This is a genomic window from Phytobacter sp. V91 (genome assembly GCF_965644225.1).
Lineage (GTDB): Bacteria > Pseudomonadota > Gammaproteobacteria > Enterobacterales > Enterobacteriaceae > CBFFRJ01.
In genome coordinates, this window is sequence record NZ_CBFFRJ010000020.1 from 20,772 (window position 1) to 42,321 (window position 21,550).

General features: G+C 52.8%; 20 protein-coding genes and 2 tRNA genes. 14 read left to right on the forward strand and 8 right to left on the reverse strand.

Annotation, left to right across the window (positions count from 1 at the left end; translation table 11 throughout):
- Positions 1 to 37: 37 nt before the first annotated feature.
- Positions 38 to 123 (forward strand) — tRNA-Leu (locus ACSZO4_RS06245).
- 38 nt (positions 124 to 161) lie between these two features.
- Positions 162 to 238, forward strand: a tRNA-Pro gene (locus ACSZO4_RS06250).
- Positions 239 to 793: 555 nt separating this feature from the next.
- On the opposite strand, the gene hemY is transcribed toward ACSZO4_RS06250, so the two are convergent.
- The 4 genes from hemY to hemC are packed head-to-tail and all read right to left on the reverse strand — an operon-like array spanning position 794 to position 4,850.
- The gene (gene hemY, locus ACSZO4_RS06255) at positions 794 to 1,990 is read right to left on the reverse strand and encodes a protoheme IX biogenesis protein HemY (RefSeq protein ID WP_437887998.1); all 1,197 of its coding nucleotides are present in this window, start codon (positions 1,988 to 1,990) and stop codon (positions 794 to 796) included.
- Between the two features lie 2 nt (positions 1,991 to 1,992).
- Positions 1,993 to 3,150: a uroporphyrinogen-III C-methyltransferase gene (gene hemX, locus ACSZO4_RS06260; RefSeq protein WP_437887999.1), complete on the reverse strand. Its 1,158-nt coding sequence runs from the start codon at positions 3,148 to 3,150 to the stop codon at positions 1,993 to 1,995.
- Positions 3,151 to 3,171: 21 nt separating this feature from the next.
- Positions 3,172 to 3,912, reverse strand: a complete 741-nt coding sequence (hemD, locus tag ACSZO4_RS06265) for a uroporphyrinogen-III synthase (protein WP_437888000.1) — start codon at positions 3,910 to 3,912, stop codon at positions 3,172 to 3,174.
- Positions 3,909 to 4,850, reverse strand: coding sequence for a hydroxymethylbilane synthase (gene hemC / locus ACSZO4_RS06270; RefSeq protein ID WP_437888001.1), 942 nt, complete (start codon positions 4,848 to 4,850; stop codon positions 3,909 to 3,911). The genes hemD and hemC overlap by 4 nt, the downstream gene beginning before the upstream one ends.
- 315 nt (positions 4,851 to 5,165) lie before the next feature.
- Here hemC and cyaA point away from each other — a divergent pair, with 315 nt between their 5' ends.
- Positions 5,166 to 7,709, forward strand: a complete 2,544-nt coding sequence (cyaA, locus tag ACSZO4_RS06275) for a class I adenylate cyclase (RefSeq protein WP_437888002.1) — start codon at positions 5,166 to 5,168, stop codon at positions 7,707 to 7,709.
- 96 nt (positions 7,710 to 7,805) lie between these two features.
- Here the strand turns inward: cyaA and cyaY are convergent, their stop codons facing one another.
- Complete coding sequence (gene cyaY / locus ACSZO4_RS06280; RefSeq protein ID WP_437888003.1) at positions 7,806 to 8,129, reverse strand: iron donor protein CyaY; 324 nt, start codon at positions 8,127 to 8,129, stop codon at positions 7,806 to 7,808.
- Between the two features lie 137 nt (positions 8,130 to 8,266).
- Here cyaY and lptM point away from each other — a divergent pair, with 137 nt between their 5' ends.
- The 10 genes from lptM to ACSZO4_RS06330 all read left to right on the forward strand — a co-directional run bounded on the left by lptM (position 8,267) and on the right by ACSZO4_RS06330 (position 17,848).
- The gene (lptM, locus tag ACSZO4_RS06285; protein ID WP_437888004.1) at positions 8,267 to 8,467 is read left to right on the forward strand and encodes an LPS translocon maturation chaperone LptM; all 201 of its coding nucleotides are present in this window, start codon (positions 8,267 to 8,269) and stop codon (positions 8,465 to 8,467) included.
- Between the two features lie 43 nt (positions 8,468 to 8,510).
- Positions 8,511 to 9,335, forward strand: coding sequence for a diaminopimelate epimerase (gene dapF, locus ACSZO4_RS06290; protein ID WP_437888025.1), 825 nt, complete (start codon positions 8,511 to 8,513; stop codon positions 9,333 to 9,335).
- Positions 9,332 to 10,039, forward strand: a complete 708-nt coding sequence (locus ACSZO4_RS06295; protein WP_437888005.1) for a DUF484 domain-containing protein — start codon at positions 9,332 to 9,334, stop codon at positions 10,037 to 10,039. The genes dapF and ACSZO4_RS06295 overlap by 4 nt, the downstream gene beginning before the upstream one ends.
- Complete coding sequence (gene xerC, locus ACSZO4_RS06300) at positions 10,036 to 10,938, forward strand: tyrosine recombinase XerC (RefSeq protein ID WP_437888006.1); 903 nt, start codon at positions 10,036 to 10,038, stop codon at positions 10,936 to 10,938. Before ACSZO4_RS06295 ends, xerC begins: the two co-directional genes overlap by 4 nt.
- The gene (yigB, locus tag ACSZO4_RS06305) at positions 10,938 to 11,654 is read left to right on the forward strand and encodes a 5-amino-6-(5-phospho-D-ribitylamino)uracil phosphatase YigB (protein WP_437888007.1); all 717 of its coding nucleotides are present in this window, start codon (positions 10,938 to 10,940) and stop codon (positions 11,652 to 11,654) included. Before xerC ends, yigB begins: the two co-directional genes overlap by 1 nt.
- Positions 11,655 to 11,732: 78 nt before the next feature.
- Positions 11,733 to 13,895: a DNA helicase II gene (gene uvrD / locus ACSZO4_RS06310; RefSeq protein ID WP_437888008.1), complete on the forward strand. Its 2,163-nt coding sequence runs from the start codon at positions 11,733 to 11,735 to the stop codon at positions 13,893 to 13,895.
- Positions 13,896 to 14,043: 148 nt separating this feature from the next.
- The gene (gene ysgD / locus ACSZO4_RS06315) at positions 14,044 to 14,100 is read left to right on the forward strand and encodes a YsgD/CorL family protein (RefSeq protein WP_437888026.1); all 57 of its coding nucleotides are present in this window, start codon (positions 14,044 to 14,046) and stop codon (positions 14,098 to 14,100) included.
- Between the two features lie 152 nt (positions 14,101 to 14,252).
- Positions 14,253 to 15,203: a magnesium/cobalt transporter CorA gene (gene corA, locus ACSZO4_RS06320; RefSeq protein WP_437888009.1), complete on the forward strand. Its 951-nt coding sequence runs from the start codon at positions 14,253 to 14,255 to the stop codon at positions 15,201 to 15,203.
- Positions 15,204 to 15,383: 180 nt separating this feature from the next.
- Complete coding sequence (locus tag ACSZO4_RS06325) at positions 15,384 to 15,992, forward strand: hypothetical protein (RefSeq protein ID WP_437888010.1); 609 nt, start codon at positions 15,384 to 15,386, stop codon at positions 15,990 to 15,992.
- A gap of 11 nt (positions 15,993 to 16,003) precedes the next feature.
- Positions 16,004 to 17,848 (forward strand): sulfatase-like hydrolase/transferase, encoded by a 1,845-nt coding sequence (locus ACSZO4_RS06330; RefSeq protein WP_437888027.1) that lies wholly within the window; start codon positions 16,004 to 16,006, stop codon positions 17,846 to 17,848.
- A 126-nt stretch (positions 17,849 to 17,974) separates the two neighbouring features.
- Here ACSZO4_RS06330 and ACSZO4_RS06335 read toward each other — a convergent pair whose 3' ends face one another.
- The 3 genes from ACSZO4_RS06335 to yigI are packed head-to-tail and all read right to left on the reverse strand — an operon-like array spanning position 17,975 to position 20,457.
- Positions 17,975 to 19,006, reverse strand: coding sequence for a LacI family DNA-binding transcriptional regulator (locus tag ACSZO4_RS06335; RefSeq protein WP_437888011.1), 1,032 nt, complete (start codon positions 19,004 to 19,006; stop codon positions 17,975 to 17,977).
- A gap of 44 nt (positions 19,007 to 19,050) precedes the next feature.
- Positions 19,051 to 19,938, reverse strand: a complete 888-nt coding sequence (gene rarD, locus ACSZO4_RS06340) for an EamA family transporter RarD (RefSeq protein WP_437888012.1) — start codon at positions 19,936 to 19,938, stop codon at positions 19,051 to 19,053.
- A 51-nt stretch (positions 19,939 to 19,989) separates the two neighbouring features.
- Positions 19,990 to 20,457 carry an acyl-CoA thioesterase YigI gene (yigI, locus tag ACSZO4_RS06345; RefSeq protein ID WP_437888013.1) on the reverse strand — a complete coding sequence of 156 codons (468 nt, stop codon included), beginning with the start codon at positions 20,455 to 20,457 and terminating at the stop codon, positions 19,990 to 19,992.
- A 160-nt stretch (positions 20,458 to 20,617) separates the two neighbouring features.
- Between yigI and pldA the strand changes: the two genes are divergently transcribed.
- Positions 20,618 to 21,493: a phospholipase A gene (gene pldA, locus ACSZO4_RS06350; RefSeq protein ID WP_437888014.1), complete on the forward strand. Its 876-nt coding sequence runs from the start codon at positions 20,618 to 20,620 to the stop codon at positions 21,491 to 21,493.
- Positions 21,494 to 21,550 lie beyond the last annotated feature (57 nt).

Consider the following 21,550-nt stretch of genomic DNA (forward strand, 5'->3'; position numbering starts at 1 on the left):
AGTAGTAAAAAGTTTTGTTTTAAAAGTTTCGTGGAATGCGAAGGTGGCGGAATTGGTAGACGCGCTAGCTTCAGGTGTTAGTGTCCTTAGGATGTGGGGGTTCGAGTCCCCCCCCTCGCACCACAACTTAGATTGAACAAAAAAGTCAAAAAGCAGTACATCGGCGAGTAGCGCAGCTTGGTAGCGCAACTGGTTTGGGACCAGTGGGTCGGAGGTTCGAATCCTCTCTCGCCGACCAATTTTGAACCCCGCTTCGGCGGGGTTTTTTGTTTTCTGCGTATTACCTGTCCTTCATTTCTGCCCTGTTGCAAATCAACGACAACCCGAATGGTCACTGTCGCCATTGGGTGACGCGTAACATACTGATTTTCAGTGCATTACTCAGCCATCGTTTTGTTTGTCTCTTGCTGGCGACAATCTCAGGGCTGGCGCGCATCTGACAAGGCCACTTTTAGCTGCCAGTCGCCCTAATTACCTGAATTCCTAAAAGGTTACGGCAAAGTGGATTTGCTAATGCCAACCTGGCACACTATGTGCAATAATGTTTGTGTAGATGCTCATTCCATCTCTTATGTTCGCCTTCAGGCCTCATAAACTCAGGAATGATGCAGAGCCGTTTACGGTGCTTATCGTCCACTGACAGATGTCGCTTCGGCCTCATCAGACACCATGGACATTACGTTGAGTGAAGCACCCATTTATGTTGTCATACAGACCTGTTTTAACGCCTGCTTTTTAGCAGGCGTTTTTTTATCTGTAGACAAAAAAAACGGGGCCAGATGGCCCCGTGATTTCAGGAAGGTGGGTTGTTCTGTAATGTCAGTAGCAACCCGTCCCGGCGTGTGGTGGCTGCCTCTTCCGGCTGATGGAGCCTGTCGAAGCAGTCGGCAAGCCAGGCGTAATCAAAGGCGTCAGGTCGCTGTTTGATTGCGGCACGGAAGGCCAGGCTGGCCTCTTTCCACTCCCCGTGCTTCATCAATGACTGGCCCAGCGTACTCCAGAGTAGTGGACGATCGCCCTGGGTTTTAATCTGCTGGCGCAGAACCTTCTCAACCTGTTCAGGATTATTGGTTTTCAGGCGCGAGAGCACCACGACCAGGCGGTCATCATACTGGCGTTTAAGACCATTGAGGATTATCTCCTGCGCGGTATCGTGATCGTCGCATTCAATCAGATGCTCTGCCATCGCCACCTGGAGTGGAGCCTGATGGCGGGTTTTACGGCTCTGGTTTTTCCACCAGACTTTCAGCCCCTCGCTGCCCTGATCGTCACGCGCTTGATCCATTAAACCAATCCACGCCTGCTGCTGAAGGGCATCTCGCTGCGCTTCATCACCCACATTCGCTTTTGCCATGGACGGAATAATGTCCAGCAACGAACTCCATGCGCCGGTACGGATATAGGCCTGTTCCGCAAGGCGCAGGACTTCAGGATGACGAGGCGTAATTTCCAGCAATCTGTCGATCCCGTGGCGGGCCGCGTGGTTTTCGTTACGCGCCAGCTGCAAGCGAACGCGGGTGATCTCAACCGGGATCAGATCGTTGCCTGCCAGTTCAGTCGCGCGCTCCAGATGCTGATTAGCGCGGATTTCATCGCCACGCTGTTGGGCGGCTTCAGAGGCCAGCAGGTAGTTCACCACCGGTTGCTCTGCATGATCGGCGTTTTTCGCCATCAGCTTCTCAACCTGCTGATAGTCACCTTCAGCCAGTTTAAGCAGGGCTTGTTCCGTCTGCTTGCGCGCGCGGCGACGCTTGCGACCCACGAACCAGCCACGGGTATGCGCGCCAGTCCGGAAAATGCGGCGTAGCAGCCATTCAAGGGCAAACAGCACCACCAGGGCCAGCACCAGAATGATCACCAGACCCGTGACGCTGGTTTCAATGTTGTAATTATCCGTCTGGATAAGCACGTAACCCTGATGACCAGCGATCATTGGACCCAGTACGATACCCGCAAGCAACAGTGCAAAGAGCAATAATACTTTCAGCATGATTATTCTCCCTGCGGTGCGTTAGCGGGTGCGGCTTGTTCAGCCTCTGCACCGGGTTGCGTCAGTAAATTGCGCACGCGGGTTTGCATCAGTTTCTCCAGGATCGACTGGCTTTGCAGTGTTTCTGGCACATTCATGGAGATGCTTTGTTGATCGAGCTTATCAAGCTCTTCAAGGAAGGCTTTGGTGGTGGCATCGTCAGTATCGTAATAGGCGCGAACCCAGGTCGATACGTTATCCAGCGCCTGTTTGTAAGTCTCTTCCTGGTGACGCGGTACGGCCTGGGCCGCCACGAGCAGACGTGAGCGGATATTCTCGCGGAGGTAGACATCCTGGTTAGGCGCCAGCAGCGGAACGGCGGTTTCATCACGACGGCGAATGGTAATAAAGCTGTCCATAAAGTTCTGCCAGCTTTTTTGCAGGTTCACTCGCCACTCGCTGATGGAGCCGGAAAGCTCGTTGCTGTCCGCATCCATCGGGGAGTCATCATCGCTATTGTCTGCCAGACGCAGATTATCAATCTGGTTCGCCAGCTGGTTCAGCTTCAGGATGATACCGTCATAGTCCACCTGGGTAATGGCTGACAGGCTGGTGATATCTTCAGTAATGGCGCGACGGGCAACGATCAGGCTCGGATCGTTCATTTCAGCCAGACTGATATCCGCACTTTTTAGCAGGGCTGCGGCGGTGGTCGCATCCTGATCGCTCCACAGTTTACGCCCCGCCAGTTTGACCAGAAAATCAGCCTGCGCCAGCAGCCAGGTTTTGGAATCAGAACCTGAAATTGTCGCCACTTTTTGCTGTAGCTCATCAAGCTCTTTTGTGAGGGCTGATTGCTCGCGTTTAGCATCATCAAGCTGGGTTGCCTGCTGCCTGATGATCTCTTCCAGACCGGCTTTTTGCTTATCCTGCGTTTGTTGCAGGGCAATAACCTGATTTGCCAGTGCATCATTCGTGGCACGTATAACGGTGGTCTGTTGCTTGACCCAGCCATAAAGACCGACGCCTGCGGCCAGTGCGATAGCAATGGCAATCACACTAAGAGCAAGACTTGTCTTGCCAGCGCGGTTGTTCTTCTCGGCTTTTTCGGGCAGCGGCGTGTTGCCATCCACCTGTTTGGTCTCTTCAACCACGGCAGAGGAGTGTTGTTGTTCCGTCATTATGGCTTCCCATTATGAGTGTTATTGTAATGCGCGGATCAGCGCATCGTTTTCTGCGTTATCAGCGACCTGAATATCCTGCCAGCCCAATTCCCGGGCGAGGTTCGCCAGACGCTCACTGACGACAATCAATCGACAATGAAGTAACCAGTTTTCACGATACCAGGGTGGAATAAGCGAAAAAAGCTGCTGCAACATCTCGCCGCTGGTAATCACAAGGGTGGTAACGCCACGGGTATGCCAGCGCATGGCTTCCTCCGCGCCGTCGTAATATTTCATACCACGTTGATAGCATTCGCAAAACTCTACAAGAGCACCGCGTGCCTCAAGAGTTTTGCCCAGTAATTCACGGCCACCGTTGCCTCGTAAGATTAGCGCACGTTTGCCTTGAATGTTTTGTAATTCAGGTAATTGTACCAGGACTTCGCTGATTTCCCGGCCCCGGGGATAGTACACATCAATACCGCTGACCTGATGGAGCGCCAGCGCCGTGGTGCGACCAATTGCAAAGTATTGCGCCCGAGAGGGCCAGCTTTTAGCCGATTGCTGCAAATGGGCGTGGGCGAAAGTCACCGCATGTTGTGAGAGAACGAAAACCATGTCGTCTGCGGTGAGCGAGGCCAGCTTGCCTGCCAGTGTATTTAGCTCCCGACCGGGCGAAAACTCGATCAGCGGAAAACTCCATGCCACCAGCCCCAGTGTGCGCAACCGGCTCACTAAAATATCCCCGGCAGGGGACGGGCGAGTGACAAGAATACTCATGCGGGAGCGTCTCCGTTGTAAACCTGCGCCAGGATTTCCCGGGCGCCCTGTTCCAGCAGCTCTTCGGCAAGTGAGATACCCATCTGAACAGCGTCTGATGGGGCGCCACGCCGCTCGCCGCGAATGATGGTTGAACCGTCCGGCGCGCCGACTAACGCACGTAACCAGAGCTGGCCATCGATTAATTCAGCATAGCTGCCAATGGGCACCTGACAGCCGCCTTCGAGTCGGGTATTCATGGCGCGTTCTGCTGCAACCCGCAGAGAGGTGTCATCATGATTGAGCGGCGCAAGCAGTGCACGGGTGTGATCATCTGCCAGTCGACACTCGATACCAACGGCGCCCTGGCCTACCGCCGGGAGAGAAATTTCAGCGGGCAACGCCTGCCGAATGCGCGATTCCAGACCGAGACGTTTCAGACCGGCGACAGCAAGGATGATGGCGTCATAGTCACCGTTATCCAGTTTACCCAGGCGTGTGCCGACATTGCCGCGCAGGGAGCGGATCACCAGATCAGGGCGACGGGCGGCCAGTTGACACTGACGGCGTAAACTTGACGTGCCAACCACGCTTCCCGAAGGCAGGGCGTCCAGGTCGCTGAAATGATTCGAGACAAAAGCATCGCGCGGATCTTCACGCTCGCAAATGGTCACCAGTCCCAGACCGTCAGGAAACTCGACTGGCACATCTTTCATCGAATGCACGGCAATATCTGCGCGGTTCTCAAGTAACGCCAGCTCCAGCTCCTTAACAAACAAGCCCTTACCGCCGACTTTTGCCAGTGGCGTATCCAGAATGACATCGCCACGGGTGACCATCGGCACCAGTTCAACCCTAAGGCCTGGATGGTGCGCCTCAAGGCGCTCCTTAACATAATGTGCCTGCCAGAGCGCAAGAGGGCTTTGCCGTGTGGCAATTCTTAAAACATTGTCTAACATGCTTGTTACCGTCATTATCGTCTGATGACCATCCTAACATTGTTGTCATGGGGTGTCAGGTTTGCGGTGAATGGCTGGCAATGGGCAGGCTTAACTATCACAACAAGACTCGCCTAAGCCGTAAGTGGGAATTTACACGCAGTGAATGGTGCCACACTGGTATGTAGTGCATCTTTCTTTACGGTCAATGAGCAAGGTGTTAAATTGATCACGTTTTAGACCATTTTTTCGTCTGCACCACGATTATTAAGATTCTGACCTGACGAAAAAGGTGACGGCTATTGTGGCTTTTCTGCAACCATCAGGCGATATGTCTTGTACCTCTATATTGAGACTCTGAAACAGAGACTGGATGCCATTAATCAACTGCGTGTGGATCGCGCGCTTGCTGCCATGGGGCCTGCTTTCCAGCAGGTTTACAGTCTGCTGCCGACATTGTTGCACCATCATCATCCGCTGATGCCGGGTTACCTTGAGGGTAACGTTCCAAAAGGCATCTGCCTTTACACGCCTGATGAAACCCAACTGCACTATCTTAGCGAACTCGAGCTTTATCGTGGAATGCCTCCGCAGGTGTCGCCAAAAGGCGAACTGCCGATCACTGGCGTCTATTCCATGGGGAGCACCTCTTCGGTCGGGCAGAGCTGCTCTTCCGATCTCGATATCTGGGTCTGTCATCAGTCCTGGCTGGATAATGAAGAGCGTCAGTTGCTGCAACGTAAATGCAGCCTGCTTGAAAGCTGGGCGGCATCGTTGGGCGTGGAAGTCAGTTTCTTCTTAATTGATGAAAACCGCTTCCGTCACAATGAAAGCGGCAGCCTGGGTGGTGAAGACTGTGGTTCAACGCAGCATATTTTGCTGCTCGACGAATTTTATCGTACCGCTGTGCGCCTGGCCGGTAAGCGTATTCTGTGGAATATGGTGCCGTGCGACGAAGAAGAGCATTATGACGATTATGTCATGACCCTCTATGCGCAGGGCGTACTGACGCCAAACGAATGGCTGGATCTGGGTGGCCTGAGCTCACTCTCTGCTGAAGAATATTTCGGCGCCAGCCTGTGGCAGCTCTACAAAAGTATCGACTCCCCATATAAAGCTGTACTGAAAACGCTGCTGCTGGAAGCCTATTCCTGGGAGTACCCGGACACCCGCCTGCTGGCGAAAGATATTAAACAGCGTCTGCACGATGGCGAAATCGTCTCGTTTGGTCTCGATCACTACTGCATGATGCTGGAGCGTGTGACCCAGTATCTGACCGCCATTGAAGACTTCACCCGTCTTGATCTCGTGCGTCGATGTTTCTACTTAAAAGTGTGTGAGAAACTGAGCCGTGAGCGTGCCTGTGTGGGCTGGCGGCGGGAAGTGGTCAGTCAGTTGGTCAAAGAGTGGGGTTGGGACGACGCGCGCCTCACGATGCTTGATAACCGCGCAAACTGGAAAATCGATCAGGTGCGTGAAGCGCACAACGAGTTGCTTGATGCGATGATGCAGAGCTACCGTAATCTGATTCGTTTTGCCCGTCGCAATAACTTAAGTGTCTCAGCCAGTCCGCAGGACATCGGCGTGTTGACCCGTAAGTTGTACGCCGCATTTGAAGCCTTGCCGGGTAAAGTTACCCTGGTGAATCCACAGATTTCACCCGATCTCTCTGAACCCTATTTGACCTTTATCCATGTTCCACCGGGGCGCGCTAACCGTACCGGCTGGTATTTGTACAACCGTGCGCCAAACATGGATTCCATCGTCAGCCATCAGCCGCTGGAATATAACCGCTACCTCAATAAGCTGGTTGCCTGGGCGTGGTTCAATGGTCTGCTAACCTCACGTACGCATTTGTATGTGAAGGGTAATGGTATTGTCGACCTGGCGAAATTACAGGAGATGGTGGCGAATGTGTCACACCATTTCCCACTGCGCCTGCCTGCGCCAACGCCGAAAGCGCTGTACAGCCCGTGCGAAATTCGTCATCTGGCGATCATCGTCAATCTGGAATATGACCCGACGGCGGCGTTCCGCAATCAGGTCGTGCATTTTGACTTCCGTAAGCTCGATGTTTTCAGCTTCGGTGAGCAGCAAAATTGCCTAGTGGGCAGCGTTGACCTGCTGTATCGCAACTCGTGGAATGAAGTGCGTACCCTGCACTTCAACGGCGAGCAGGCGATGATTGAAGCGCTGAAAACTATTCTCGGTAAGATGCATCAGGACGCGGCTCCGCCGGACAGCGTGGAAGTGTTCTGCTATAGCCAGCATTTACGTGGCCTTATCCGCACACGCGTGCAGCAACTGGTGTCCGAATGTATTGAGCTGCGCCTCTCCAGCACCCGCCAGGAAACCGGACGCTTTAAAGCGTTACGCGTTGCCGGGCAGACCTGGGGGCTGTTCTTTGAACGTCTGAACGTGTCGGTACAGAAACTGGAAAACGCCATCGAGTTTTATGGTGCGATTTCCCATAACAAGCTGCACGGCTTGTCTGTTCAGGTCGAAACCAACCACGTTAAATTGCCTCAGGTGGTGGACGGCTTTGCCAGCGAAGGGATTATTCAGTTCTTCTTTGAAGAGACAGGGGATGATGGTTTCAATATCTACATTCTTGATGAGAGTAACCGCGCTGAGGTCTATCACCATTGCGAGGGCAGTAAAGAGGAACTGGTACGTGATGTGAGTCGCTTTTACTCATCATCCCACGACCGGTTTACCTACGGCTCCAGCTTTATTAACTTCAACCTGCCGCAGTTCTATCAAATTGTGAATGTGGACAATCGGGTGCAGGTGATCCCGTTCCGCAATCAGGCGGTCAACCCCGTGCCGCCAGCCAATCAGGATAACGACGCACCGCTGCTGCAACAGTATTTATCCTGATAATTTTCTCGGTGTGGCCTGATGCCCTCACCCCGGCCCTCTCCCACGGGGAGAGGGAGCAAACACTAAAAAACCTTCTTGCGAAGGTTTTTGCTATTAACCTCTAAAGCTGACGTCTTCGCCCGCCTGCTGCGTCGCCGCCTGTTCCAGTAAATCCCAGAAGGTTTCGCCGCTGCGATCGCACACCCATTCATCTTCTTTGAGCGAGAAATGATAGCCGCCCTGTTTGGCTGCCAGCCATACCTGATGCAAAGGTTCCTGACGATTGACGATTATCTTGCTGCCGTTCTCAAAGCTGATGGTTAATACGCCGCCGTTAATTTCGCAGTCGATATCACTGTCGCCGTCCCACTCATCCAGACGCTCTTCAATGGTCATCCACAGGCGGTCTGCAAGGCGATGAAATTCACTGTCGTTCATTATCGTTTCCCGTTTTAAGTGATGGCGGCAGTATAACGCGAAACATTTCCCGATGCAGGGGGTGTGCAAACTCTTGCTTTTGTGTCTTCTCCTGCGATGATAGATAACAGAAAGGATGAATGAACAGGCAACCTACAATGAAAGATGTATGTCGAACACTGGCCGTATTAGCGACCTTACTTAGCCTGGCAGGCTGTGGTCTGAAAGGACCGTTGTATTTCCCTCCGGCGGACAAAAACACCCCTGCGGAAACGCAAAAAACAACACCTGTTATTCAGTCGGGCTCCCCGGACCGTAACGATCGTGGTGATACCGGCGGCCCGAGTCAGGTTAACTAATAACAGTCCCATTCTGTACCCGCGCAGGTAATTGGAGTAGATGATGCAGTTCTCGAAGATGCATGGCCTTGGCAACGATTTTATGGTCGTCGACGCGGTGACGCAGAATGTTTTTTTCTCCCCGGAGCTTATTCGTCGCATGGCGGACAGGCATCTGGGCGTTGGCTTTGACCAGTTGCTGGTGGTCGAACCGCCTTACGATCCTGAACTGGATTTCCACTACCGCATCTTCAACGCGGATGGCAGCGAAGTGTCGCAGTGCGGCAACGGCGCTCGCTGTTTCGCCCGCTTTGTGCGCCTGAAAGGGTTAACCAATAAGCGTGATATTCGGGTCAGTACCGCGAACGGGCGTATGGTTCTGAGCGTCACGGAAGATGAGCTGGTGCGCGTGAATATGGGGGAGCCGAACTTCGAACCGGCCCAGGTACCGTTTCGCGCAAACAAAGCGGAAAAGACCTATATTATGCGCGTGGCGGAGCAAACCATAATGTGTGGCGTTGTGTCCATGGGCAACCCGCATTGCGTGATTCAGGTTGATGATGTGGCTACCGCGCCGGTCGAAACGCTGGGTCCGGTGATGGAAAGCCATGAACGTTTTCCTGAACGCGCCAATATTGGTTTTATGCAGGTGGTTAAACCTGATCATATTCGCCTGCGCGTGTTTGAACGTGGTGCCGGTGAAACCCAGGCCTGCGGCAGCGGCGCCTGTGCGGCTGTTGCCGTGGGCATTCAGCAAGGTTTGCTGGCAGAAGACGTTCGAGTGGAACTGCCAGGCGGTCGACTGGATATCGCCTGGAAAGGCCCGGGCCAACCGTTGTTTATGACTGGCCCGGCGGCACATGTCTACGACGGGTTTATTCATTTATGAAACAAGTTGGGGAAGAACAGCAGGAGACCCTCGGCGAACTGGATGACAGGGCGGTTGTGGAGTATCTGCTGCGTAATCCTGAATTTTTTATTCGCAATGCGCGCGCAGTGGAACAGATTCAGCTTCCACATCCGGTGCGCGGTACGGTTTCCCTGGTGGAATGGCATATGGCCCGGGCACGTAATCATATCAACGTGCTGGAGGATAATATGACGCTGCTGATGGAGCAGGCCAGTGCGAACGAAGGCCTGTTCTACCAGTTACTCCGCTTGCAAAGCAGGCTGGCGTCAGCCGCCAGTCTGGATGAGATGCTTAACCGCTTCCATCGCTGGGCGAAAGACCTTGGCCTTGCGGGGGCGACGCTGCGTCTTTTCCCCGACCGCTGGCGTCTGGGTGCGCCCTCCGGCTTCACCCATCTTGCGATTTCTCGTCAGGCGTTTGAACCATTCCGCATTCAGCGGCTGGGTCAGAAAAACCACTATCTGGGGCCTCTCAACGGTCCGGAGCTGCTGCTGTTATTACCCGACGCGAAAGCCATCGGCTCCTCGGCCGTGTCAATGATGGGGCGTGATGCCTCCCTGGGGGTGATCATCTTCAGTAGCCGCGATCCGCACCACTATCAGCCTGATCAAGGGACTCAGTTGCTGGATGAGCTCGGTATGATGTTACCGGATCTGCTGGAGCGCTGGATCGAGCGCGTATGACCGATTCAACCCTGCATGACGCTGTCGCCCGGTTTTTGCGCTATCTGGGCGTGGAGCGTCAGCTTAGTCCCATCACCTTACTCAATTATCAGCGTCAGCTTGATGCCATCATCGCCCTTAGCGGCGAACTCCGCTTGCAGCGCTGGCAACAATGTGACGCCGCCATGGTCCGTGCTATTGCGGTGCGCAGCCGACGTAAAGGCCTTGGCGCCGCCAGCCTCGCGCTGCGACTCTCCGCCCTGCGTAGCTTCTTCGACTGGCTGGTGGCTCAGGGCGAGCTGCCTGCAAACCCGGCTAAAGGTATCTCTGCGCCGAAAGCCCCGCGTCATTTACCGAAAAATATTGATGTTGACGACGTAAACCGCCTGCTGGATATCGATCTCAACGATCCGCTGGCGGTGCGCGATCGGGCAATGCTTGAAGTGATGTACGGCGCCGGTTTGCGTCTGTCTGAGCTGGTGGGGATCGATATCAAAGATATGGATCTGGAAAGTGGTGAAGTCTGGGTGACAGGTAAGGGCAGCAAAGAGCGACGTCTGCCCATCGGGCGCAATGCGGTTATCTGGATTGAGCACTGGCTGGATTTGCGCGGCCTGTTCGGCACCGACGACGAGGCGCTGTTCCTGTCAAAACTGGGAAAACGGATCTCGGCGCGTAACGTGCAAAAGCGTTTTGCGCAGTGGGGAATCAAGCAGGGGCTTAACAGCCACGTTCATCCGCATAAACTGCGTCACTCTTTTGCGACGCATATGCTGGAGTCCAGCGGCGACCTGCGTGGTGTGCAGGAACTGCTTGGGCATGCTAACCTGTCCACCACACAAATCTATACTCATCTTGATTTTCAACACCTTGCCTCAGTGTATGACGCAGCGCATCCACGCGCCAAACGGGGAAAATAATGCGATTTTACCGACCTACTGGCCTGATTTCGGCTCTCACGTTCGATCTCGACGACACGCTCTACGACAACCGACAGGTCATTCTGCGCACGGAACACGAGTCTCTGCGCTTTGTGCAGCAATATCACCCTTCGCTTAATGGGCTGGAAAACAGCGACCTGCAACGTATTCGGCAGTCTCTGCGTGAAGCGGAACCAGACATTTACCACGATGTTACTGAGTGGCGGCGACGTGCCGTTGAGCGTGCCATGCTCGATGTCGGCCTGGCGCGCCTCGAGGCAACGGCAGGCGCAGAAGCCGCGATGCTGCACTTCGCCAGCTGGCGTAGCCGGGTTGATGTCCCCCAGGAAACCCACGACACGCTTACAAAACTGGCCAGCAAGTGGCCGCTGGTGGCGATCACCAACGGCAATGCCCAGCCAGAGTTGTTCGGCCTGGATAGCTATTTTGAGTTTGTGCTGCGTGCCGGCCCCGACGGACGGGCGAAGCCGTTTAATGATATGTACCACCTTGCTGCGGAACGCTTAGGGATCCCAATGGGTGAAATCCTGCATGTGGGTGATGACCTGACCACCGATGTGGCGGGCGCCATTCGCTGTGGCATGCAGGCTTGCTGGATCAAACCTGAAGGCGCAGACCTGCTAACGGTGGCTGATAGCCGTTTGCTGCCACATCTGGAAATTTCGCGGTTGGCATCCCTCACCACGCTGATATAATCACCAGCAGTAATGTATAAATTCACAGTATGCCCGGTAAGCTTCGCGCCGCCGGGCAAATGACTTCCGGCGGTGCCAATGGACGTTTCTTACCTGCTCGACAGCCTTAATGACAAACAACGTGATGCCGTTGCCGCAACGCGTTCCAATATGCTGGTGCTGGCAGGGGCGGGCAGTGGTAAGACGCGTGTGCTGGTCCACCGCATTGCCTGGCTACAGAGCGTGGAAAACTGCTCGCCTTATTCCATCATGGCGGTGACCTTTACCAACAAAGCGGCGGCGGAAATGCGCCACCGTATTGCCCAGTTGATGGGCACCAGCCAGGGCGGAATGTGGGTTGGCACTTTCCATGGCCTGGCGCACCGTTTGCTGCGCGCCCATCATATGGACGCCGGGCTGCCGCAGGATTTTCAGATCCTCGACAGTGAAGATCAGCTGCGCCTGCTCAAACGTCTGATTAAAGCCATGAACCTGGATGAGAAGCAGTGGCCGCCGCGCCAGGCGATGTGGTACATCAACGGTCAAAAAGATGAGGGCATTCGTCCGCATCACATTCAAAGTTATGGCAACCCAGTTGAGCAGACCTGGCAGAAAGTCTATCAGGCCTATCAGGAAGCCTGCGATCGCGCCGGGCTGGTGGATTTTGCCGAGCTGCTGCTGCGCGCTCATGAACTGTGGCTCAACAAGCCGCATATCCTTCAGCACTACCGTGAACGCTTCACCAACATTCTGGTGGACGAATTCCAGGACACCAACAACATTCAGTACGCGTGGATCCGTCTGCTGGCAGGCGACTCCGGCAAGGTGATGATTGTCGGCGATGATGACCAGTCGATTTACGGCTGGCGCGGTGCGCAGGTGGAGAACATCCAGCGTTTCCTTAAGGATTTCCCTGGCGCCGAAACCATCCGTCTGGAGCAGAACTACCGCTCAACCAGCAATATTCTGAGTGCCGCGAACGCCCTGATTGAAAACAACAACGGACGTCTGGGCAAAAAGCTGTGGACCGATGGGGTCGAAGGTGAACCCATTTCCCTCTATTGCGCCTTCAACGAACTTGATGAAGCCCGTTTTGTGGTCAACCGCATTAAGACCTGGCAGGACAACGGCGGTCAGCTTGAGAAATGCGCCATTCTCTACCGCAGCAACGCCCAGTCGCGTGTGCTGGAGGAAGCGCTGTTACAGGCCAGTATGCCGTACCGTATTTACGGTGGAATGCGCTTCTTCGAACGTCAGGAGATCAAAGATGCGCTCTCCTACCTGCGTCTTATCGCCAATCGTAACGATGATGCTGCCTTTGAGCGTGTGGTAAATACCCCGACGCGCGGCATCGGCGACAGAACCCTGGATGTGGTGCGTCAGGCCTCCCGCGATCGCCAGCTGACGCTGTGGCAGGCCACCCGTGAGCTGTTACAGGAAAAAGCGCTGGCCGGGCGTGCGGCAAGCGCGCTGCAACGTTTTATGGAGCTGATTGACGCGCTGGCGCAGGAAACGGCGGAGATGCCGCTGCACGTGCAAACTGACCGGGTCGTCAAAGATTCGGGTCTGCGCATGATGTATGAGCAGGAGAAAGGCGAGAAAGGCCAGACCCGTATTGAGAACTTAGAGGAACTGGTAACGGCAACCCGTCAGTTCAGCTACAACGAAGAAGATGAAGATTTGATGCCGTTGCAGGCGTTTCTTTCCCACGCGGCGCTGGAGGCGGGTGAAGGACAGGCGGACACCTGGCAGGACGCGGTGCAATTGATGACGCTGCACTCGGCGAAAGGTCTGGAGTTCCCGCAGGTGTTTATCGTCGGCATGGAAGAGGGGATGTTCCCGAGCCAGATGTCGCTGGATGAGGGCGGTCGTCTGGAAGAAGAGCGCCGCCTGGCTTACGTCGGCGTGACCCGTGCGATGCAGAAGCTGACGCTCACCTATGCCGAAACGCGTCGGCTTTACGGTAAAGAGGTTTACCATCGTCCGTCGCGCTTTATCGGCGAACTGCCGGAAGCCTGCGTCGAAGAAGTACGTTTACGTGCCACGGTCAGCCGTCCGGTAAGCCATAAGCAACTGGGTACGCCGATGGCGGAAAACGATACCGGCTATAAACTCGGTCAGCGCGTTCGCCATGCCAAATTTGGCGAGGGCACTATTGTGAACCTCGAAGGCAGCGGCGAGCATAGCCGGTTGCAGGTGGCGTTTCAGGGGCAGGGTATTAAATGGCTGGTTGCCGCTTACGCCCGGCTTGAAACAGTGTAACTTTCAGAAAAATATCATCTTTTTGCAATAATCTGCTAGCCTTATACGCTAAGGGGTAAATATTACCCTTTAGCGTTCCGTTGCGAGTTGACGCCTTATTTTTGCTGGCGTAACATGCGCGCACGATCACGCTAAGAGGACATTCGCCTTGGACACACCCAGTACATACTGGCTCAAATCCCTGTCATCCAGGAACAACTCCTAAGGCTATCTCCCCTTACTGATGGCCTTAGTGGTTGTCAGCGATCTGTTTTATTCCCGTCGCGCTGAGTCAGGCTGTTTAATGGTCTGAAACGCCTTATGTTTCTTGTGTGCCCAACCGAACGTCCAGACATTTTTGTATTGGGAGTCCCGGTCATGCTGAGCGCATTTCAACTGGAAAATAATCGTTTAACTCGCCTCGAGGCTGATGAAATCAGGCACCTCGCCAGTTCCGTATGGGTTGATCTGGTCGAACCGGACGATGAAGAACGACAGCGCGTACAAACCGAGCTTGGTCAGAATCTGGCAACACGCCCTGAGCTGGAAGACATCGAAGCATCCGCGCGTTTTTTCGAAGACGAAGACGGTTTGCACATCCACTCCTTCTTCTTTTTTGAAGATGCGGAAGATCATGCGGGCAACTCAACCGTCGCTTTTACCATTCGTGAAGGCCGCCTGTTTACCCTGCGTGAACGTGAATTGCCCGCCTTTCGTCTGTATCGCATGCGCGCCCGAAACCAGGAGATGGTTGATGGCAATGCCTTTGAGCTGCTGCTCGATCTGTTTGAAACCAAAATTGAACAATTGGCAGACGAAATCGAGAACATCTACAGCGATCTGGAAAAACTGAGCCGGGTTATTATGGAAGGTCAACAGGGCGATGAGTATGACGAAGCCCTGTCGACGCTTGCAGAGCAGGAAGATATCGGCTGGAAAGTACGTTTGTGTCTGATGGATACCCAGCGGGCACTGAACTTCCTTGTGCGCAAAGCGCGTCTGCCTGGCGGTCAACTGGAGCAGGCGCGTGAGATCCTGCGCGATATCGAATCCCTGCTGCCGCATAACGAATCCCTGTTCCAGAAGGTTAACTTCCTGATGCAGGCGGCGATGGGTTTTATCAATATCGAGCAGAACCGCATCATTAAAATCTTCTCAGTGGTATCCGTGGTGTTCCTGCCACCGACGCTGGTGGCATCCAGCTATGGGATGAACTTCGAGTTTATGCCAGAGCTGCATCTGACCTTTGGTTACCCAGGCGCCATTATCCTGATGCTGCTTGCCGGCCTCGCTCCCTACCTCTATTTCAAACGCCGTAACTGGCTGTAGCATTCTGTTGCGGGCGAAAACTATATCGCCCGCCTTTTCCTGCCTGTCTAATATATTAATTCTATATTTATCATTTTTAAGGTAAAAAATATCTCTGGTTTAAAATATAATTAATGATAAAGTAATGAGCTTTTATACTTTAAAGGATAATAAAGTATTCATGAAAGGGATGGTTCAACTATGAATATAGACAGTGGTTATATGTCATATTTCTCCATTGTGTTATTTTTACTCTCTTTTTATTTCTTTATAAGAGTTGGTGGTGGTAAATATAAAAAAATACCATTAGTCGTATTTGTTGTTATTTGCTCGGTGATTTTTAGCCTGATTTCCGCAGGGTATCTGGTAGCAAACTGGTTTACGGGGATAGGATTTGATGACTCCGTTTTCTATCATTTACGTTTTGGTGCAGAAGGCGCGGGGATCGGTGAGTTTATTCCTTTGATTGTGCTATTTGTTTGCATCCAACTTGTTTTTATTATTGCCGTGATATTTTATGTGCGCGGCGTTATAAAAAATGGCAACAAAAAGTGGAGTATAAAATATACCTTCATGGTTTTTTTTCTGTCAGCGCAGCTGTTTTTTTGTAATCCCGCAACAATTAATCTGACATCCTGGTTATTTAATAATGCTTCATCGACGGATTTCTCGATCTATTTTAAACGTGCGCAAGTCCAGGATGCTGTCGATAAACCTAAAAACATTATCTATTTTTATCTGGAAGGTCTGGAACGTAATTACTTTAATGATGAGTTATTTCCTGGCTTAATGCCTGAGTTAAAAAAATAAAGCAAGAGAGCATTAGTTTTACCGACGTTAAGCAGGTTGTTGGTGCGAGCTGGACGATGGCGGGAATGGTCGCCAGCCAGTGTGGGTTACCGCTATTGACGGTTTTCACTAACAATGAATTTTTTATGAAGACTTTCATGCCGGATGTTGTCTGTCTGGGGGATATTCTACGTGCCAAAGACTACCATCTTGAGTTTATGGGAGGAGCTGAGACTGAATTCGCCGGTAAAGGACTCTTTTATCAAAGCCACGGTTTTGCCAACGTCCAGGGCGCAAAAGAGTTGCTGCAGAGTAACCCGGATGCAGATGCAAGCTATGTAAATAGCTGGGGGCTTTATGATGATACGCTTTATACATTGATTCTGGATAGAATCAGGACGCTGCAAAAGTCGTCGAAACCATGGGGAATGTTTTCGATTAATATCGGCACCCACCAGCCTGAGGGTCATATGTCCCGGGAATGCCAGGGAATACAGTATGGCGACGGCAGTGATAAATTGCTCAGTGCGGCGCAATGTACAGATTATCTGGTAGGGAAAATGTACCGGATGCTGAAGGAGGAAGGGATACTCGATGATACCGTCGTTATCTTTGCTTCCGATCATTTATCTCCGGTGAAGGTCAAACCCTACAACACGCTGGAAAAAGCTGAACGGCATAATTTTATGATGCTCACGGGGTCTGGCGTGGTTCCGGGTGTTAATGAACGTAAAGGTACTTCACTGGATATCGCATCAACCCTCCTGAATTACCTGGGTTATGGCTCTCACCCCATCGGTCTGGGTCGTGACATGAATGGTGAAGAACCGACCCTACGGGAACATTTTATATCTGATGCGCTACTGAATGAGAAAATATTATCATGGCGTAGCATTATTGATATGACCTTCAGTGGCTATCCGGCGTTAACGGGTAGCCTGCGCGTTGAGACCGAAAAACAGGAAGTCGTGACAGGCAATACCTCTCTCAGATATCCCATTTTACTCAGCTATACCCCTGAGGGAAAAGTTGAAGGCGTGTGGTATCCCACCGAGACGATTTCCGAACAGGATGTCTTTAGTGGCGCTTTTTACCTGACTAAAATGATAAGCAATAATCAGCTTTTTTTGTGGGTGGATCGCTGCCGTAATATTTCGACTCTGGCGACGGGACTGCAAAAATATCGTGAGAGTAATTGCTTTTATAATGGTTCGTTGGCTGCAGAGGGTTCATCAGGCTTTATTGCCGATTCAGGTGTTACGGTCAATCTTATCTTTGATAATCAGAGCGGGGCTTCCACGGCCCGGGCGAATGTTCTGCGCGAGAACCTGTTCAGTAAAAACATGGCGCAATGGGATAGTCTGAATTTGAAGATTAAGGAAGGGCTACAGAATTCGCTGATTATGGTTCGGGCTGGGGGAACAGATGCTATTGTTGGGTCGTCGTATGTTCAGGGCGCTGAGTTTAAAGAACCGGGTCTGTACCTGACGCGAGTGAGCTACACTCTGGACCAGGAATATGTGTTACGTAATAAAGAGAAAGCGCACTATAGCTCAGTGCTCTATAGCGTGGAGACACTTGGCGCGCTGCCCGTCTGCGATAATAAACAAGGACCTGTTCAATTAGAGGCGTTAATAAAAAAATATCCCATGGATGAAAAATTAACTCCATTGATGTATGTCATTGTGGGGAATGTTGATGAACAGTGTGGGAAGGGTTTCACAAACCTGCCTCAGGACATACGGTTATCTGAGCTGGATGGTTTGCCCGCTGGCAGCCCCTATATCGCATTATTTGATGTGGGGCTGGAGGTAAAATATGAAAAATCAGGTGCGCGTGATAAAGCTATTGCCGTTAGCGTGCTGGTGGCTGACTGATACACCGCACGTACCGTGATTTAGCTGGCCTTGCGCGATATCTCTATTTCAAACGCCGCAACTGGCTGTAAGTCCGGAAATAAAAAAGGTTCAGTATCATCGCTGAACCTTACTCTTTTTCGCGCGTTACTCGTGCGGAGTTTGCTGGCGGGTCGAGCAGCGGTCAACGAGCGTGAAGCCGATATCATCATTGACGGGTTCGTAATTATCCTCTTTCAGGCGGCGCAGCAGCGCGGTAGCCGCCCGCTGCCCGATATATTTGCCATCAATACGAACGGTAGAGAGCGGCGGGTAAGTGTGCGCGGCAAAGTTCATATCGCCAAAGCCGAAGACTGAGAGCTGCTCGGGTACCGAAAGTTGGCGGCTGGCGGCCTCCGTCAGCACGCCATGGGCAACGGTATCCGAAGTGCAGACCACCACGCGTGGCGTGTCGTCTGTCGCCAGAATGCGGGCCAGACCCTCGCGACCTTGCTCCAGTGCCGGCAGATCCGTAAAGCTCTGATGCACAATGTCTGTAATGCCACGGGCCTGCAGGGTTTCCAAAAATGCCATGGCGCGCAATTTACCGCGCGGGTCGTCAACCGAGAGCAACGCGAAATGGCGATAGCCCTGATCAAGCAGATGGTTTGCCACGCTATGGCCGACCTGCGCATGAGAAAACCCGACCAGCATATCAATGGGCGCGTCGCTGATATCCCAGGTTTCCACCACCGGTACGCCTGTTGCGCGCAGGCGCTTGCGGCTGGGCTCGGTATGAACAGTACCGGTCAGGATAATACCGTCCGGGCGACGGCTCAGGATAACGTCAAGCAGCTCCTGTTCCTGTTCGGCTTCATAGCCTGAAATTCCCAGTAGCACCTGGTAGCCATTGGCCGCCAGCTGCTCGGCAATTGCCTGGAAGGTATCCGAGAAAATAGGGTTGGTCAGCATTGGCACCAGCACCGCCACCAGACGGCTACGGTTTGAAGCCAGCGCCCCGGCGTTCTGGTTGGGGACAAAGCCCGTCTCTTCAATAACCTTCAGCACCCGGTTGCGGGTGGATTCCTTGACCTGCTCCGGCAGGTTCAGTACGCGAGATACCGTAATAGGCGCGACGTTAGCCATTTTTGCCACGTCGGCGATGCGGAGTCCTGAAACAGCCTGTTTACGGGGTGCCATACAAGGTTCACCAGTGAGAAAGTGTTAGAGAAAAGTGGCTTATCTTATCGGCCACGACGCTGCGTATACAGTGCATCCGCAATGAAAACGCCTAATGCCAGCCAAATAAACGCAAAGGTCACCATTTTATCAGCGCCGGGATGCTCGCCATAGAAAGCTACCGCCAGCAGGAACATCAGGGTTGGGCCAATATACTGAAAGAAACCGAGTGTCGACAGGCGCAGGCGCGTTGCAGCGCCGGTAAAGCACAGCAGCGGGATAGTGGTGACCACGCCTGCCGCCATTAACAGCAGATTCAGCGAGAGGCTGTTCTGCCCCATATGGCTGGTGGCCGTATCAGCAATACCGAACAGCCAGACAGCGGCAACAGGCAGCAGCCATAGGGTTTCGATAAGCATGCCGGTTTGCGCATCGACCGCTATTTTCTTACGGATAAGGCCGTAAAAGGCAAAGCTAAAGGCCAGCGCGAGCGCAATGATGGGCAGCGATCCGAAGGTCCACAGTTGCACCAGCACCCCCGTCGCGGCAAGGATCACCGCCACCCATTGCATGCGACGAAAACGCTCACCGAGGAAGATCATGCCCAGCAGAATATTCACCAGCGGGTTAATAAAATAACCCAGGCTGGCTTCCAGCAGATGATGATTATTCACCGACCAGATAAACAGCAGCCAGTTACCGCCGATCAATACCGCAGAGAGTGCCAGCAGCAGGATTTTTTTCGGTGTATGCAGCAGTTGCTTCACCTGGGGCCACTGGTGGCTGAGGCTTATCAGGGCAATCATAAAGAAAAAAGACCAGATAACGCGGTGAGTTAAAATTTCATCGGCAGGAACGAAATCAATCAGCTTGAAATAGGCCGGGGCGATGCCCCAAATAAAATAAGCCGCGAGGGCCAGTAAAACCCCTTGTCGCGTCTGTTTTGCATCCATGTCGGTAAACTCATTACGGTAAAGTAAGGCTACTTTACCTGATTTTGTGACTCAACCCACCATATAGGTCGCAGTAGCGCTGGCGATATAGACCTGTTCTTCGTTATGTAACTCTACCCGTGCGACGGCAACCTTATTGCCTGCACGCAGCAAACTGCTGCTGGCGGTGAAGCGGTTTCCGCGTCCAGGTCGCAGATAATCGACACGTAAATCAATGGTGCCCATTCTTGACAGGCGGGTACGCAGTTCATCCTCGGTAAGGGTGTCATGGCGGGTCAGGGTGCTGCCCACGCAGACCAGTCCGGCGGCTACGTCGAGTGCGGAAGCGATAACGCCCCCGTGTAAAATACTCTGTGCCCAGTTGCCGACCATCATCGGCTGATTATTAAAGCTGAGCTGGGCGTAGTCTTTTTCGTAGCGAATAAGTTCCAGTCCGAGGGCGCGATTGAAGGGCATGTGATAAACAAAAATTTCGCCTACCAGTTTTAACGCGGCCTCGGCTGTGAGGATGGCTGACATACAGGTTCTACCCATAAAGTTAATGAATTGTTGATTTTATGCCTCAAAATTGTTGATTTCCAGTTTCAGACAGGATACCTGCGCAGTACTTCAATAAATCTGTAGAATGGACGGCGTTAAAATACTCAATTCAACAATATTGTTCAGAGGAAGTGAGCCGATGCGGACGTTTCTGGGTTGGTTTGTGGCAGTGTGCATGTTGCCCTTTGCAGCATTTGCGCAGGAAGCGACAGTCAAAGAAGTTCACGATGTGCCAGCCGTGCGCGGTAGCATCATCGCCAATATGCTGCTGGAGCATGATAATCCGTTCACGCTCTACCCGTATGAATCAAACTATCTGCTTTACACCTGGACCAGTGACCTCAACAAAGAAGCGATCCGCTCTTACAGCTGGGCCGATGAAGCGCGCAAAGACGAAGTGAAGTTCCAGCTCAGTCTGGCTTTCCCACTGTGGCGCGGCGTGCTTGGGCCGAATTCAGTGCTGGGGGCGTCTTATACGCAAAAATCCTGGTGGCAGCTTTCCAACACAGATGAGCCTGCTTCTTCACCTTTTCGTGAAACCAACTATGAGCCGCAGCTGTTCCTCGGTTTTGCCACCGACTACCGCTTTGCGGGCTGGACGCTGCGTGATATGGAGTTTGGTTTCAATCATGATTCCAACGGCCGCTCAGACCCGACGTCACGTAGCTGGAACCGCCTTTATACGCGCCTGATGGCGCAAAACGGCAACTGGCTGGTGGAGGTGAAACCCTGGTATGTGGTCGGGAATACGGATGATAATCCGGATATCACCAAATATATGGGCTATTACCAGGCGCGGATCGGCTATCAGTACGGCGATGCCATTTTCAGCGTCAAAGGACAGTACAACTGGAACACCGGCTACGGCGGCGCAGAGGTTGGTGTCAGCTATCCGGTGACCAAACATGTGCGTTTCTACACCCAGGTATACAGTGGTTATGGCGAATCGTTGATTGACTACAATTTCAATCAGACGCGCGTCGGCGTCGGCGTCATGCTTAACGATCTGTTTTAAACAATCTGTTTTAAACATTGCAGTTTTATGAGCAGGCGCTGAAAATAGCGCCTGTTT

Bases quoted from the DNA above. Each gene is read 5' to 3' on its own strand.
- yigI (WP_437888013.1), bottom strand. From the start codon at position 20,457: ATGTCAGCCATCCTCACAGCCGAGGCCGCGTTAAAACTGGTAGGCGAA.
- lptM (WP_437888004.1), top strand. From the start codon at position 8,267: ATGAAAGATGTATGTCGAACACTGGCCGTATTAGCGACCTTACTTAGC.
- corA (WP_437888009.1), top strand. From the start codon at position 14,253: ATGCTGAGCGCATTTCAACTGGAAAATAATCGTTTAACTCGCCTCGAG.
- ACSZO4_RS06335 (WP_437888011.1), bottom strand. From the start codon at position 19,006: ATGGCACCCCGTAAACAGGCTGTTTCAGGACTCCGCATCGCCGACGTG.
- uvrD (WP_437888008.1), top strand. From the start codon at position 11,733: ATGGACGTTTCTTACCTGCTCGACAGCCTTAATGACAAACAACGTGAT.
- hemY (WP_437887998.1), bottom strand. From the start codon at position 1,990: ATGCTGAAAGTATTATTGCTCTTTGCACTGTTGCTTGCGGGTATCGTA.
- rarD (WP_437888012.1), bottom strand. From the start codon at position 19,938: ATGGATGCAAAACAGACGCGACAAGGGGTTTTACTGGCCCTCGCGGCT.
- yigB (WP_437888007.1), top strand. From the start codon at position 10,938: ATGCGATTTTACCGACCTACTGGCCTGATTTCGGCTCTCACGTTCGAT.
- pldA (WP_437888014.1), top strand. From the start codon at position 20,618: ATGCGGACGTTTCTGGGTTGGTTTGTGGCAGTGTGCATGTTGCCCTTT.
- hemX (WP_437887999.1), bottom strand. From the start codon at position 3,150: ATGACGGAACAACAACACTCCTCTGCCGTGGTTGAAGAGACCAAACAG.
- xerC (WP_437888006.1), top strand. From the start codon at position 10,036: ATGACCGATTCAACCCTGCATGACGCTGTCGCCCGGTTTTTGCGCTAT.
- dapF (WP_437888025.1), top strand. From the start codon at position 8,511: ATGCAGTTCTCGAAGATGCATGGCCTTGGCAACGATTTTATGGTCGTC.
- ACSZO4_RS06295 (WP_437888005.1), top strand. From the start codon at position 9,332: ATGAAACAAGTTGGGGAAGAACAGCAGGAGACCCTCGGCGAACTGGAT.
- cyaY (WP_437888003.1), bottom strand. From the start codon at position 8,129: ATGAACGACAGTGAATTTCATCGCCTTGCAGACCGCCTGTGGATGACC.
- hemC (WP_437888001.1), bottom strand. From the start codon at position 4,850: ATGTTAGACAATGTTTTAAGAATTGCCACACGGCAAAGCCCTCTTGCG.
- ACSZO4_RS06325 (WP_437888010.1), top strand. From the start codon at position 15,384: ATGAATATAGACAGTGGTTATATGTCATATTTCTCCATTGTGTTATTT.
- hemD (WP_437888000.1), bottom strand. From the start codon at position 3,912: ATGAGTATTCTTGTCACTCGCCCGTCCCCTGCCGGGGATATTTTAGTG.